Below are 13,591 nucleotides of genomic sequence, written 5' to 3' on the forward strand. Positions count from 1 at the left end.
ATGATCGGCGTCCTGGGGGGAATGGGGCCCGCGGCAACAGCCGATTTCATGAGACAGGTGATCCTGTCCACCCCGGCCAGGCGCGATCAGGACCATGTTCCGCTCCTGATCTTTTCCGATCCGACAATACCGGATCGCAGTTCATCGATTATCGATTCGACCGTCCCTTCGCCGCTGCCCATGTTGCGCGACTACGCCTTGCGCCTGCAGCGCGCCGGGGCGACGGCAATCGTGATCCCCTGCAACACGGCTCATCATTTCTACGACCAGATCGCCGGCTGCGTCACCATCCCGATTCTTCATATCGTCGATGCGGTGCGCGAAGAACTGGATGAAAACACCGACCTGCGCTCCGGTGGCGTCGCAATCATGGCAACGGCGGGGACCCTTCGCTCGCGCTTCTACGAACGCAAACTTGCCCAGGCCGGATATGGGTGCATCGTCCCGACCGAGACGGAACAGCATCTGGTGGACCGGACCATACAATTGATAAAGGGTGGACAATCCGAAATGGCAAAGCCGTTTGCCATACAGGCGGTTCAGTCTTTTCGTCAGAGAGGCGCCGGGTCCGTCATACTGGGCTGCACGGAGCTTCCTCTTATCAAGGAGGTGTTTGACGATATCCTGCCTCATGTCGACTCGACGAAAGCGCTGGCCCGGCGCTGCATAAGATATATTTCGGACGGTACGTCCTGATTTTTCGAACGACGTGAATTTTCAGAGACTTTATACCAATGACGCCTCGCGAACTCAGAATGACTGGATACATTAAAAGCCATGGTTGAAAGTGCATTATTCCGGGAAGGCATGTCGTGGCTTGGATCGGCCGTCAATATCATCACAACGGATGGGGCCGCTGGGCGACACGGCTTCACGGCCTCCGCCGTATGCAGTGTCACGGACACCCCACCGACCTTGCTTGTCTGCATGAACCGGACCGTCAGTTCCCATGAGGCTTTTCTTCAAAACAAAGTCCTGTGCGTCAATGTCCTCAGGGGCGACCACAAGACGCTTGCCAATGGCTTCGCAAGCCGGCGCTTGTCCATGGATGACCGTTTCGGCCAGGCCGAATGGACCCGTCTGAAGACGCAGGCGCCTGCCCTGGTCGGCGCGACGGTGAATTTCGACTGCATCATCGATAAAGTCACCAGCGTCGGAACGCATGACGTTTTGTTCTGTACCGTTCAGGCCGTCAGGCTGGCAGACAATCGGGAAGGCCTGATCTGGCTCGGCCGCAGCTATCATGAACTGCAGGACCCATCCGCCTTCGGAAGCCAAATTTAAAACTCTATAACTCTCTCGTATGATGGGGCCAATCTGCTGATAATCAGGACGGTTGTCAGTGGCGGCAACACTGTCTAGTTTGACCCCTGCCAGCCCCTGACCAGGCCGGATATATTTACTTACATAGTTCGCTACCATCTATATATGGATAATTATATTATTTTATACTCGCGATCGTTTCGTTCGAAATTATCGGCCGGGCGGATGATTTCCAAAGACGACCGTTTTCATGGCTACCGATTCTCCGGCCGCGACTTGCAAGCGGCGCCCTTCACCTTGCCCGCGTGGGGCCGGTCTCCACAGTTAAAGTAAAGATATGAAAAGGAGAAGTTTTCCATGACTCGCGCCGACAATCGTACTGCGGATCCTTCGATCCTCCGGCTTCTGGTCGACCGCTGGTCTCCTCGCGCCTTTACCGGGGAAACCATTTCCGAGGAAGAACTGAAGGCGATTCTCGAGGCCGGGCGCTGGGCGCCTTCCCAATATAATTCGCAGCCCTGGCGGTTCATGTACGCCCGCCGGGATACGCCGCACTGGGGGCACCTGCTGTCCTTGCTGAAACCCGTCAACCAGCGCTGGGCGAAGTCTGCGGCGGCCCTGGTGTACGTTGCCTCCTGCAAGACCATGATCCCCCGTACCACGCCGGACCCCGTCTTTTCACGCACGCATTCCTATGATGCCGGCGCCGCCGCGATGCTGGTTCTGCTTCAGGCAACCTATGCAGGCTGGTCCGCCCATACCATGAGCGGCGTGAGCAACGTGGACGAAACGCATGCCAGTCTCGGTCTGCCGGCGTCCTATGCCTTTGAAACAGTCATCGCCATCGGAAAGCAGGGATCGCCGGATCTGTTGCCCGAGGACCTGGCCATCCGAGAGGTTCCCTCGACCCGCCGGCCGCTTGATGAAATCATGTTTGAAGGTCCCTACCCCGCCAGCTGAGGCGCCTTTCGGCGGGGGCTGTTCCCGACCAGATCGAACAGGCGGCGGTTGTTGAACCCGTCCGCCCGTTCAAGGGAGCGTATTCCACGGCCCCTCCCTCGCCCCGTCCAGACCTCAATTACGGCCATACCACGCACACCGGATGCGCGACCTGCTGCCTTTCGCCGATCAGACGCCAGACTTCACGAAAGGATAGCGCCGCCGCCGTTGCCCCGTTGCCGCGTAAATTGCATTGCCCAGGGCGGGAAAGGCCGACACCGTACCGACCTCGCCGATGCCGCCCGGCGGTTCGTCGCTGGGGATGATCGAGACCGCGATGGCCGGGCATTCGTTGATCCGCATTACGCGGTAATCATTGAAATTTCTTTGCTCGACACGCCCGTTCGCGAACGTGATCTCGCCATAGAGCGCCGCCGAAAACCCGAAGAGCAATCCGCCCTCGATCTGCGCGCGTACCGTGTCCGGATTGACCACGATACCGCAATCGACCGCGACCGTGGCCCGCACGATCCGCAGCGCCCCCTCCGGCGGGGCCGAAACCTCCACGATCGCGGCGCAACAGGACCCGAACGCATTGTGCAGCGAGACGCCCCGCCCCGTCCCCGGCGGCAGCGGACCGCCCCATCCGGCCTCGCGCGCCACACGGTCGAGGACGGCGCGCGAACGGGGATTTTTCCCCAACAGCCGCCGCCGGTACTCGACGGGGTCCACACCGGCGACCTCGGCCAGCTCGTCGATGAAGCTCTCGACCACATAGGCATTGTGCGCCGGCCCCACGCCCCGCCACCAGCCGATCGCCACCGGCGGATCGACCCGCGTCCACATCACCCGCATGCGCCCGAGGTCGTAGGGCGTGTCCACCGCGCCGGCGACGGCGTCATGGTCGAGCTGCCCCGCCGGAAGGCCGCCGGGCATGGACCGGTCGACCACCGACCCGCCGGTGACGTGATGGACCCAGGCGCGCGGCAGGCCATCCGCCCCCAGCGACGCCGCCATCCGGTCGCAATAGGCGGGGCGGAAATGATCCTGGCGGATGTCCTCCTCGCGGCTCCAGATGAATTTGACCGGCCGTGACAGGTGCCCGGCGAAGCGGACCGCCTGCTCGATCGAATCCGTGGCCAACCTGCGCCCGAAGCCACCCCCGATCATCTGGTTGTGGATGGCGACCCGCCCGGGCGGCAGGCCGGTCAGCCGGGCCACGATCTGACGTGCGCGCGTCGGCACCTGCGTGCCCGCCCAGACGTCGCAGCCATCGGCGCGCAGATGGATTGTCACGTTGATCGGTTCCATGGCGGCATGCGCCAGGAAAGGCAGCTCATACACCGCCTCGACCCGCCTCCCGCCCTCCGACAGCGCCGCGTCGATCCCCTCGGCGTCCCGCGCGATGACCGCCGTGCCCCCTGCCGCGCCCTGGCGCAGGGCCTGCATGAGGTCGGCCGACGACAGGCGGGCGTTCGCCCCGCCGTCCCATTGCGGGTCGAGGGCCGCCAGCCCCTTTTGTGCGGCCCAGTACCGCCGGGCGACCACACAGACGGCGGTGCCGATGCTGACGACATCCGTCACGCCCGGCACGGCACGGGCGGCCGCCTCGTTCATCCGCGCCAGCGTGCCGCCCGGCACCGGACAGGCCGACACGGCGCCGTAGCCCATGTCCGGCACCTGCAGGTCGATGCCGAACATCGCCCGGCCCGTCGTCTTGTCCGGCACGTCCAGACGCGGGACAGGCCGGCCGATCAGCCGCCACGCCGACCGCTCGCGCAGCGGCACGGCCGTCGGCACCGGCAGCGCGCCGGCGGCCTCCGCCAGGGCACCGTAGCGCGCCTCCAGCCCCCGCGCCGGACAGGACACGACGCCCGCCTGCGCGCGCAACGCCTCCACCGGCACGCCCCAGCGCCCGGCCGCGGCAGTCAGCAGCATCATCCGCGCGGCCGCCCCGGCCTCGCGCAACGAACGCCACCCCTTGCGGATCGATTTCGAACCGCCGGTCGACAATGTCCGCAGCAACTCCGGCGGCGCGGCCGGAAGATCCTGCGGCAGGGCGGTCACGACCCGCACCTGCTCCAGCGTGACCTCCAGTTCCTCGGCGATCAACATCGCCTCGGCGGTGTAGATGCCCTGCCCCATCTCGATATTCGGCACGACGAGGGAAATCGTGTCGTCCACGCCAATCCGGACGAAGCCGCCAAGCGACACCGGGCCGGCGTCCGGCCGCGACAGACTGTCGCCCCGCGCGCGGGGCGCGGCGGCAAAGGCCAACACCAGGCCGCCGCCGGCCAGCAGGCGCCGCCGCGTCAGGCCCGTGCCGTCAGATGGCGACATGGGCCCGGATCGTGTCCACATCCAGCGTCCCGACCGCGCCGGACGCCACCACCTGCCCGCGATCGAGCACGACGACGGACTGGGCCAGCGCATAGGCGAAGTCGAAATATTGCTCCACCAGCAGAATCGCCATGTCGCCCCGCTGCCGCAGCAGGGCGATGACGGCGCCGATATCCTTGATGATGCTGGGCTGGATGCCTTCCGTCGGCTCGTCCAGCACCAGCAGGCGGGGCCGGATGACCAGCGCGCGGGCGATGGCGAGCTGCTGTTGCTGCCCGCCCGAAAGATCGCCCCCGCGCCGGTTGAGCATCTGCGCCAGCACCGGGAACGTCTCGAAAATCGTGTCGGGTACCTTGCGCTGTCCGCGCGGAAGCAGCCCGAATCCCGTCTCGAGATTCTCCCGCACGGTCAGCAGCGGAAAGATGTCGCGGCCCTGCGGCACGGTGGCGATGCCGCGTCGCGCCCGCTCGCAGGCGGGCAGGGCCGTGATGTCCTCCCCTTCCCACAGGATGCGGCCCGACGAGACGGCGTGCATGCCCGTGACCGCGCGCAAGACACTGGTCTTGCCCACGCCGTTGCGGCCCAGCAGACACGTGACGGCCCCCGGATGGGCCTCCAGCGAGACCCCCCGCAGCGCGATCGCCGCACCGTAATGAAGGCGGATATCCTCGACCCTGAGCATGCCGATGTCCCTCACCGCCCCAGATAGACGTCGATCACGCGCGGGTCGGCGCTCACGGCCTCGAGCGCCCCCTCGGCCAGGACCGACCCCTCGTGCAGCACCGTCACGCCGACGCCCAGCGCACGCACGAATTCCATGTCATGCTCGACCACCACGATGCTGCGCGTGCGGTTGATGTCCCGCAGCAGGTCCGCCGTCGCCATCGTCTCGGCATCGGTCATGCCGGCCACTGGTTCGTCCACCAGCAGAAGCTGCGGCTCCTGCCCCAGCAGCATCCCGATCTCCAGCCACTGCTTCTGCCCGTGGCTGAGCCCCCCCGCCTGCACCCGCGCGTGCGGGGCAAGCCGCGTGGTTTCAAGCAGCGCGTCGATGCGCCCGGCCTCCTCCGCCGTCTCGCGCGCGAACAACAGCGCAAATGGCGAACGCAGCCCCTTGAGCGAGAGCAGCAGATTGTCGCGCACCGACAACGCCTCGAAGACGGTCGGCTTCTGGAACTTGCGGCCGATGCCCAGCCGGGCGATCGCGGCTTCGTCGCGCTTCGTCAGATCGTGGCCGGCGAACCGCACGACGCCGGTGTCGGGGCGCGTCTTGCCGGTGATGATGTCCATCATCGTCGTCTTGCCCGCGCCGTTGGGCCCGACGATGGCGCGCATCTCGCCCTGCCGCAGGCTGAGCGACAAATCGTTGATCGCGCGGAAACCGTCGAAGCTGACCGACACCCCGCGCAGTTCGAGAAGGGCCTCGCCGCTCATGCCGCGTCTCCTGCCGGGCGGGTGATTTCGGGCGTCACCTCCGCGCGACGGCGGACGAGATGGCGCCCCAGCCCCATCAGCCCCTGGGGCAGGAACAGCGTCGTCGCGATGAAGAGCGCGCCAAGCCCATACAGCCACAATTCGGGCAGCCACGCGGTGAACAGCGTCTTGCCCAGATTGACCAGCACCGCCCCGATCACCGCGCCCGACAGCGTGCCGCGCCCGCCCACCGCCACCCAGATCACGGATTCGATCGAATTGGCGGGCGCGAACTCGCCCGGATTGATGATGCCGACCTGAAGCACGTACAGCGCGCCGCCCACTGCCGCGATCAGGGCCGAGACCACCCAGACCAGCAGCTTCACCTGGTCGGGACGATAGCCCAGGAAGCGCGTGCGGCTCTCGGCGTCGCGCACCGCGATCAGCAGGCGCCCGAAACGGCCCCCGACCAGCGCGCGCGTCGCCAGCATCGCCCCGGCCAGCACCAGCGCGCTGATCATCAGCAGCGCCGCGCGCGTTCCCGGCCGGTGCAGGTCGAAGCCCAGAACGTCCTTGAAATCGGTCAGGCCGTTATTACCGCCGAAGCCCAGCCCGTTCTGGAAGAAGGCCAGCATCAGCGCATAGGTCAGGGCCTGGGTGATGATCGACAGATAGACCCCCCCCACGCGTGAGCGAAAGGCCAGCCAGCCGAACAGCGCGGCCAGCGCGCCCGGCACGGCCAGCACCAGCACCGCCGCCACGACGAAATGGTCCGACCCCCACCAGTACCACGGCAGCGCCTTCCACGACAGGAACACCATGAAATCCGGCAGGTCGGGATTGCCATACACTCCCCGCGCCCCGATTTCGCGCACCAGGTACATGCCCATGGCATAGCCCCCCAGCGCGAAGAACGCCGCATGGCCCAGCGTCAGGATGCCCACGAAGCCCCAGACCAGATCCACCGCCAGCGCCAGCATCGCATAGGCGAGATACTTGCCGGCCAGCGTCACGACGAAGGGCGAGACGCTCAACGGGGTCGACTGGGGCAGCAGGCTGCCCAGCGCCAGCAGGGCCGCGATGGCGAGCACGGCGGCGGCGGTGCGCACGACACCGCGGAAAGCAAACCCGCCCGTCATGATTCCACCCCCCGGCCCCGCAGCGGGAACATGCCGCGCGGATGACGCTGGATGAACAGGATGACCAGGAGCAGCAGCAGGATTTTGCCCGACACCGCGCCCACCAGCGGTTCCAGCGCCTTGCCTCCCACGCCCAGCGTCATCGCCGCCGCCAGCGTGCCCCACAGATTCCCCACGCCGCCGAACACGACGACCAGGAAGCTGTCGATGATATAGCCCTGCCCCAGGTTGGGGCTGACATTGTCGATCTGGCTGACCGCGACCCCCGCCAGGCCTGCGACGCCCGAGCCCAGCCCGAAGGTCAGCGCGTCCACGCGCGCGGTGCGGATGCCCATCAGCGCCGCCATGCGCCGGTTCTGCGTCACGGCGCGCATCTGCAGGCCCAGCGCCGTGCGGCGCAGCACAAGGAGCACCGCCCCCATGACCGCCCCGGCGAACAGCATGATCGCGAACCGGTCGAGCGTGATCGTCAGCCCGCCAAGCTGGAACGACCCCGCAAGCCAGCCCGGCGTCGCCACCGCGACGTTCGTCGGCCCGAACAGCGAGCGCACCGCCTGCTGCAGGACCAGCGACAGCCCCCAGGTGGCCAGAAGCGTCTCGAGCGGGCGGCCATAGAGAAAACGGATCAGCCCGCGCTCGATCAGCATGCCGGCCGCGCCGCAGACAAGGAAGGCCACCGGAACCGCCAGCGGCAGGCTGAAGGCCGCCAGTCCCGGCGCCACCGCCGTCAGCGTCTTCTGGGTCAGGTAGGTGGTGTACGCCCCCAGCATCACCAGTTCGCCATGGGCCATGTTGATGATGCCCATGACGCCGAACGTGATCGCAAGCCCCATCGCCGCCAGCAGCAGGACCGAGCCGAGGCTGAGGCCGTAGAACACCTGCTGCCCCAGGTTCCACAGGCGGATGCGCCGGTCGATCGTCACGATCGCGCGCCGCGCTGCCTTCCGCGCCTCGGCCGGCGCGGCCTCGTCGGCGGCGAAACGCGCCAGTACCGCGCGCGCGTCCAGCCCGCCGGCGTCACGCAGGACGCGCACGGCCGCGCTCTGCGCCTGCTCCCCGGTCGTGGGGGCCCCCGGGCTGAGCAGCATCGCGGCCCGCGCCCGCTGCAGCGGCACATCGAGCCCCGCCTCGTGCGGCGTCGCCAGTGCGCGTTCGACCACCGGCAGCATCGCGGGGTCGGGATGGTCGGCCAGCCGCACGGCGGCATCGCGGCGCGCGGCCGCGTCGCCGCCCAGAAGGGCCTGCCCGGCCATGGCCTGGGCCAGCGCGCCGCGCACCCGGTTGTTCTCGCGCACCATCCGTGCCCCGGCCGGCGCGGACGCCACGGGGGCGCCTGTCCGGGCGTCGGTCCAGCTTTCGCCCTCGCGGACGTACAGACCACCGTCCTCCGCCACGAAGAGATGGTGCGCCGACAGCGCACGCAGCACGGCCTGGGCCTGGGGCGCGCCCTCGGCCCCCAACCGGCCCACCGCCGCCGCGATCGCCTCGAAGTGCGGCGAGGTCAGTCCGGCAAAGGGGTCGACAGGGGATGCCGCATCGGACGTCGTCCTATCCGACGTCTGGGCGCGCGAAGGGGCCGGGGCGCCCGCCAGGACCACGCCCAGCAGCACCAGCAGCGCGACCCGGCGCCGTCTTTCAGACATGCCGCGTGCCGAGGCAGGCCTTCTTTACCGTGTCGTAATTGCCGCAGCGAATCGGCGCGCGCCAGTCGCCGATCAGGTTCCGCGTCTCGGGCACGAAGGGCGACCACGCCTGGCCCGGCACCGCGCGGGGCGTCTGCCAGACGACGTTGAACTGGCCGTCCTCCTGAATCTCGCCGATATAGACCGGCTTGGTGATGTGATGGTTGGGCAGGACCTCGGCGACGCTGCCCGTCAGGTTGGGCTGCTTCAGCCCCACCATGGTCTCGATCACCTTGTCATGGTCGGTGGTGCCGGCTTTGGTCACGGCCTGAACCCACAGGTTGAAGCCGATATAATGCGCCTCCATCGGATCGTTGGTGGTGCGCCTGGGGTTTTTCGTGAATGCGCGCCATTCCTGGATGAAGGCCTGGTTGGCCGGCGTATCGATGCTCTGGAAATAGTTCCAGGCGGCCAGCTGCCCCACCAGAGGCTTCGTGTCCATGCCTGCAAGCTCTTCCTCGCCGACGCTGAACGCCATGACGGGGATGTCCGTCGCGGAAATGCCCTGCGCCGCCAGTTCCTTGTAGAAAGGAACGTTGGCGTCGCCATTGATGGTGGAAATCACCGCCGTCTTCCGGCCGGCCGAGCCGAACGTCTTGATCTGCGAGACGATGGTCTGCCAGTCGGACTGGCCGAACGGCGTGTAATTGACCATGACATCGGCATCGCTGATGCCCTTCTGCTTCAGGTAGCTTTGCAGGATCTGGTTGGTGGTGCGCGGATAGACATAATCCGTGCCGACCAGCGCAAAGCGCTTCGCCCCGCCGCCATCCTCGCTCAGCAGGTAGTCGACCGCCGGAATAGCCTGCTGGTTCGGCGCCGCGCCCATGTAGAAGACGTTGCGGCTGCATTCCTGCCCTTCGTACTGAACGGGATAGAACAGGATGCCGTCGAGTTCCTCGAAGACCGGCAGGACGGCCTTGCGCGACACGCTGGTCCAGCAGCCGAAGGTGGCGGACACCTTGTCCACGGCCAGAAGCTGCCGTGCCTTTTCGGCAAAGAGCGGCCAGTTGGAGGCCGGATCGACCACCACCGCCTCCAGCGGCCGGCCCAGCACGCCGCCCTTCCTGTTCTGAAGCTCGACCAGCATCAGGATCACGTCCTTCAGCGTCGTCTCGCTGATCGCCATCGTGCCGGACAGCGAATGCAGCACGCCGATGCGGATGGGTTCGCCTGACGGGGGCGCCGCGCGCAGCGTCCGGCTTCCGCCGAGCATCGCCGCCGATGCCGCAAGACTGAAGCGGGCGAAGTCGCGGCGGGTAATGCGCATCGTCGGGTCCGTCATGTCGTCCATTCCTTCTGACATGGCGCCATTGGTCCCGTATCCGCGAGGGATTGGCCATACGCAATCTGGCGTAGATGCCACCCTTCCCACCGACGTGAAGCGCGTCAGTCGATGGCGATGCCATGCCTTTCAAGGATGCGCCGCGCCGGTTCCAGCGCGGCCGCATGGCGCCGCCAGCGGGCCAGCGCGTCGCGATAGATCGGGCGACGGACCTGCGCCGCGCTGGGGGTCGAAACCGGCGACGCATTGGTGTGGAAGGACAGGCACGCATCCGCCCAGTCCAGCCCGCAATGCGCGAGCAGGCGCCGCGTCACCCCTTCCTGGTCCGCGACGATCTCCTCGTACCGCACCTCCAGCACCCGGCCTGGAACCGCCTGCTGCCAGAAGCGCATCAGCCGGTCGAAGCGCACGTAATATTCCGCGATGTCCTCGATGCTGTAGCTGTAATCGTAATAACGCGAGGTGGTGGCGAAGAGATTCTTGAAATTGCTCAGCACCGTGTCCATCGGATGGCGCCTCAGGCACACGATCCGCGCCTGCGGCAGGGCGCGGGCGATCATGCCGGCATAGAGGAAATTGCCGGGCAACTTGTCGCTGAACCGACGGCCGTCCTGCGGCACGTGCGCCAGGGCACGCTGCATGTAGGCCCGCCCGATCGCCCCCTGGTCCTTCCCCGCCGCGTGCATGATGGTCTCGGGGTCCAGCACCGTGCGGCTGCGGGTGCGCGACGCCAGCTTGACCGCGATGGGAAAGGCCTGAAGTTCGCCCGCGCCCACGACATCCGGATGCGACGACAGGATCCGGTCGACCAGGGTGGTGCCGGTGCGCGGCATGCCGATCACGAAGATCGGCGCATCCTGCGGCGGATCGGTCACCGGGGCAGCCGCGCAGACCGGCCAGTTGGCCTCCATCGCGTCGAAGACCTCGGCATCGCGTGCAAAGCTGTAGGGCAATGTGCGGCGATGCGCCGCATTGGCGTCCCACAGCCAGCGGAAGGACTCCTCGGTTTCGCCCAGATCCTCCAGTTCCTTCGACAGCGCGTAGCCCAGCAGCAGCCGCGCCTCCGGCTCGCGCGCCGCCGCCAGCGCCGCGCGCAGGCGCGGCACGTGGTTGCGTTCGGCCGTCTGGCGACGCAGGCCGGCCAGCGTGTGATGCGCCCGCGCATGGCCGGGCGCGCGCGCCAGCAGCGCCTCGAACGCCTGTTCCGAATCCGCGACGCGCCCGACGAAGCTCAGCGCCACCGCATGATTGTAGCGGAACTGCATGTCATCGGGCGTGGCCCGCACCGCGGCCGCGAAATGCGGAATCGACGCCTCGTGTTCGGTCAGGCGCGCATAGGCGCACCCCAGCGTATCCCGCGTCAGCGCATCCGCCTTCTCGCCCGCGACCAGACAGGCCTCGGCCTCGCGCAGCGCCGCAGCAGCCTCCCCGTCCCGTCTCAGCAGCAGCAGGCACCGGGCGAACTGCGCGAAATATTCGGCGGAACGGCCCAGTTCGGTCGCGGCCTGCAACAGCGCCGTCCCCCCGCCGACATTGCCCAGCGTGACGTCGCCTATCCCCATCAGGAAATGCGCCTCGGCCGAGCGGGGCTCGCGCGCGGCGACGGCGGCGGCGATCTGGCGGGCCTGAAGCGGCTCGCCCCGTGCCAGCGCATGGCGCGCCTGCCTCAGATCGGGCCTCATAGCGCGGCCACCAGCCCGAACATCGCGGCGATCCTGTCGATCATCCAGAAGGCGCCCATCGAACCCGCCGCATAAAGCGCCACGCCCCGCACAGCCTGCGCCACGCCCAGACTCCGGAAAAGCAGCAGGCTCAACGTCACGATCGCCACGAAAATCAGCTGGCCGATTTCCACCCCCACGTTGAAGCTGACCAGCGCCGCAAGGCGCTCGGGCGGGGCGACGCCGATCTCGCGCAGCGCATCGGCAAAGCCCAGCCCATGCAGAAGGCCGAAGCTGCCCACGACGAAGGCATAGCGCCCCAGCGGGAAACGCCCCCCCGCCATGCGCCGGGGCGCAAGCACGCCTTCCTGCGCCATGAACATGATCGACAGGGCGATCACGGCCTCGACGGGCGGTTCGGGCACGTCGATCACATGCAGAAAGGACAGCGCCAGCGAAATGGAATGGCCGATCGTGAACGTCGTGATCAGCAGCAGCAGCCGCGCGCCCCCCGTCAGCATGCACAGGCACAGCACGAAGGTCAGATGATCCCAGCCGGTCAGGATGTGCAGGATGCCGAGTTCGGCGTAATAAGCCACGACCGCCGGCGCCGACCGCACGACCGGCATGCCCCGGGCCACCGCCAGCGCGGCGCGTCCGGCCTCGAGTTCCACGGGGTGGCGGGCATGATCGGCGCTGAGGGCACTCTGGAAGGTCGCCCCGTCGAGGCGCCAGGGCGTGTCGATCCGCTCGGCGGGCGTCAGCGAATGGTCACAGCGCAGGGTGACCGCGATTGCCACCCGGGCGCCGCCGCCCGTCTCCTCGCGCCCCGTCGTGACACAGCCCCGGGGCAGGCCCAGGGGCTCGGGCGTCGCCACGCTCTGCGGCAGGTCCACCGTCAGCACATAGGTGCCGGGGGCGGCACCGCGCGTGAAGCTGAAATCGCCCGCGTTGAAGACATCGGCACGGGCCTGCGATGCCAGCAGGCCCAGCGACGCGACGACCACGGCCAGCCCCGCGCGGAGCGCGCACCGCATCCGCCGCACGGTGCTATCGTTCCACGGCGACATCGAAATCCCTTCTCAAACGCGCGACCTCGGCCGCGATCGCGGCATCGCGTTCCTCGGATATCATGTCGGCCCGGATGGCGTCGCGCACCTTGTCGTAAGGGGCCTGGGTCGCGGGGGTGCGGGCCTCGACCCGAACGAAATGAAAGCCCCGGCTCGATCGGATCGGGCCGGTCCAGGTGCCGGCCGGCGCGGCCTGCAGCGCATGCAGGAAGTCGAGCCCGAACATGCTGCTGATCATCGACTGGCCATAGGCGGGCAGATCATGGCCCATCCAGAAATCATCGCCCTTCACCTCCTGCCCCTGGCGCAGCGCCATGAGGATGGAGACGGGATCCTGCGGCGCGGTACGGAAGAAGACATGGCGGAAGCTGATCTCGGGCTCGCCGCGATAGAGGTTCGGATGGGCGGCGTAATAGGCCCGCATCTGCGCCTCGGTCGGGTCCGGGGGCGAACCTCCGACCATGAAACGGACCTGGTCGATCATGCGCTGCCGGATATTGCCGTCGGCAAGGTACAGCCGCCGCCGCAGCGATTCCCTGAACAGGATCTCGTCGGCGACATAGCCGTCGAGGACCGTGCGCCTCTCCTTCTCATCGGGCTCGTGCCCGGAAAGCGTCGCGTAATCGTCGAACAATGTCCATTGGACCGACCGCGGAATGTCGATCGTCTCACGACACCCCTCCAGCACCCAGTACAGCAGGAAACAGCATCCGCCGATCACCAGAAAGGCGAGGAACGGCACGGCGTCCCGCCACGCGGGGCCGCCCATGTCCCGGGCATCGTCACGAGGGGGCATCAT

The 13,591-nt window shown here is 67.4% G+C and carries 12 protein-coding genes; 3 read left to right on the forward strand and 9 right to left on the reverse strand.

Annotation, left to right across the window (positions count from 1 at the left end; genetic code table 11):
• The 3 genes from cuyB (at position 1) to HLH34_RS16055 (ending at position 2,223) form a co-directional block, all read left to right on the forward strand.
• Positions 1 to 696 (forward strand): cysteate racemase, encoded by a 696-nt coding sequence (gene cuyB, locus HLH34_RS16045; protein WP_183120573.1) that lies wholly within the window; start codon positions 1 to 3, stop codon positions 694 to 696.
• Between the two features lie 81 nt (positions 697 to 777).
• Positions 778 to 1,284 (forward strand): flavin reductase, encoded by a 507-nt coding sequence (locus tag HLH34_RS16050; protein WP_183120574.1) that lies wholly within the window; start codon positions 778 to 780, stop codon positions 1,282 to 1,284.
• A gap of 336 nt (positions 1,285 to 1,620) precedes the next feature.
• Positions 1,621 to 2,223: a nitroreductase family protein gene (locus tag HLH34_RS16055; RefSeq protein ID WP_183120575.1), complete on the forward strand. Its 603-nt coding sequence runs from the start codon at positions 1,621 to 1,623 to the stop codon at positions 2,221 to 2,223.
• A 168-nt stretch (positions 2,224 to 2,391) separates the two neighbouring features.
• Here HLH34_RS16055 and HLH34_RS16060 read toward each other — a convergent pair whose 3' ends face one another.
• From HLH34_RS16060 to HLH34_RS16100, 9 genes are all read right to left on the reverse strand, one after another.
• Entirely contained in the window at positions 2,392 to 4,542 is a 2,151-nt protein-coding gene (locus HLH34_RS16060) for a xanthine dehydrogenase family protein molybdopterin-binding subunit (protein WP_183120576.1), read from the reverse strand.
• Positions 4,529 to 5,224, reverse strand: a complete 696-nt coding sequence (urtE, locus tag HLH34_RS16065; RefSeq protein WP_183120577.1) for an urea ABC transporter ATP-binding subunit UrtE — start codon at positions 5,222 to 5,224, stop codon at positions 4,529 to 4,531. The genes HLH34_RS16060 and urtE overlap by 14 nt, the downstream gene beginning before the upstream one ends.
• Before the next feature lie 11 nt (positions 5,225 to 5,235).
• The gene (urtD, locus tag HLH34_RS16070) at positions 5,236 to 5,976 is read right to left on the reverse strand and encodes an urea ABC transporter ATP-binding protein UrtD (protein ID WP_183120578.1); all 741 of its coding nucleotides are present in this window, start codon (positions 5,974 to 5,976) and stop codon (positions 5,236 to 5,238) included.
• Complete coding sequence (urtC, locus tag HLH34_RS16075; RefSeq protein ID WP_183120579.1) at positions 5,973 to 7,094, reverse strand: urea ABC transporter permease subunit UrtC; 1,122 nt, start codon at positions 7,092 to 7,094, stop codon at positions 5,973 to 5,975. Before urtC ends, urtD begins: the two co-directional genes overlap by 4 nt.
• Positions 7,091 to 8,737, reverse strand: coding sequence for an urea ABC transporter permease subunit UrtB (urtB, locus tag HLH34_RS16080; RefSeq protein ID WP_183120580.1), 1,647 nt, complete (start codon positions 8,735 to 8,737; stop codon positions 7,091 to 7,093). The genes urtC and urtB overlap by 4 nt, the downstream gene beginning before the upstream one ends.
• Complete coding sequence (gene urtA, locus HLH34_RS16085; protein ID WP_183120581.1) at positions 8,730 to 10,061, reverse strand: urea ABC transporter substrate-binding protein; 1,332 nt, start codon at positions 10,059 to 10,061, stop codon at positions 8,730 to 8,732. The genes urtB and urtA overlap by 8 nt, the downstream gene beginning before the upstream one ends.
• 104 nt (positions 10,062 to 10,165) lie before the next feature.
• Positions 10,166 to 11,743, reverse strand: a complete 1,578-nt coding sequence (locus tag HLH34_RS16090; protein WP_183120582.1) for a tetratricopeptide repeat-containing sulfotransferase family protein — start codon at positions 11,741 to 11,743, stop codon at positions 10,166 to 10,168.
• The gene (locus tag HLH34_RS16095; protein WP_183120583.1) at positions 11,740 to 12,792 is read right to left on the reverse strand and encodes a HupE/UreJ family protein; all 1,053 of its coding nucleotides are present in this window, start codon (positions 12,790 to 12,792) and stop codon (positions 11,740 to 11,742) included. The genes HLH34_RS16090 and HLH34_RS16095 overlap by 4 nt, the downstream gene beginning before the upstream one ends.
• Entirely contained in the window at positions 12,773 to 13,591 is an 819-nt protein-coding gene (locus HLH34_RS16100; RefSeq protein ID WP_183120584.1) for a peptidyl-prolyl cis-trans isomerase, read from the reverse strand. The genes HLH34_RS16095 and HLH34_RS16100 overlap by 20 nt, the downstream gene beginning before the upstream one ends.

This window comes from Gluconacetobacter azotocaptans (assembly GCF_014174355.1).
Lineage (GTDB): Bacteria > Pseudomonadota > Alphaproteobacteria > Acetobacterales > Acetobacteraceae > Gluconacetobacter > Gluconacetobacter azotocaptans.

Excerpts from the sequence above, each read along its gene's own strand:
- cuyB (WP_183120573.1), top strand. The coding sequence starts at position 1 with ATGATCGGCGTCCTGGGGGGAATGGGGCCCGCGGCAACAGCCGATTTC.
- HLH34_RS16050 (WP_183120574.1), top strand. The coding sequence starts at position 778 with ATGGTTGAAAGTGCATTATTCCGGGAAGGCATGTCGTGGCTTGGATCG.
- HLH34_RS16055 (WP_183120575.1), top strand. The coding sequence starts at position 1,621 with ATGACTCGCGCCGACAATCGTACTGCGGATCCTTCGATCCTCCGGCTT.
- HLH34_RS16060 (WP_183120576.1), bottom strand. The coding sequence starts at position 4,542 with ATGTCGCCATCTGACGGCACGGGCCTGACGCGGCGGCGCCTGCTGGCC.
- urtE (WP_183120577.1), bottom strand. The coding sequence starts at position 5,224 with ATGCTCAGGGTCGAGGATATCCGCCTTCATTACGGTGCGGCGATCGCG.
- urtD (WP_183120578.1), bottom strand. The coding sequence starts at position 5,976 with ATGAGCGGCGAGGCCCTTCTCGAACTGCGCGGGGTGTCGGTCAGCTTC.
- urtC (WP_183120579.1), bottom strand. The coding sequence starts at position 7,094 with ATGACGGGCGGGTTTGCTTTCCGCGGTGTCGTGCGCACCGCCGCCGCC.
- urtB (WP_183120580.1), bottom strand. The coding sequence starts at position 8,737 with ATGTCTGAAAGACGGCGCCGGGTCGCGCTGCTGGTGCTGCTGGGCGTG.
- urtA (WP_183120581.1), bottom strand. The coding sequence starts at position 10,061 with ATGACGGACCCGACGATGCGCATTACCCGCCGCGACTTCGCCCGCTTC.
- HLH34_RS16090 (WP_183120582.1), bottom strand. The coding sequence starts at position 11,743 with ATGAGGCCCGATCTGAGGCAGGCGCGCCATGCGCTGGCACGGGGCGAG.
- HLH34_RS16095 (WP_183120583.1), bottom strand. The coding sequence starts at position 12,792 with ATGTCGCCGTGGAACGATAGCACCGTGCGGCGGATGCGGTGCGCGCTC.
- HLH34_RS16100 (WP_183120584.1), bottom strand. The coding sequence starts at position 13,591 with ATGATGCCCCCTCGTGACGATGCCCGGGACATGGGCGGCCCCGCGTGG.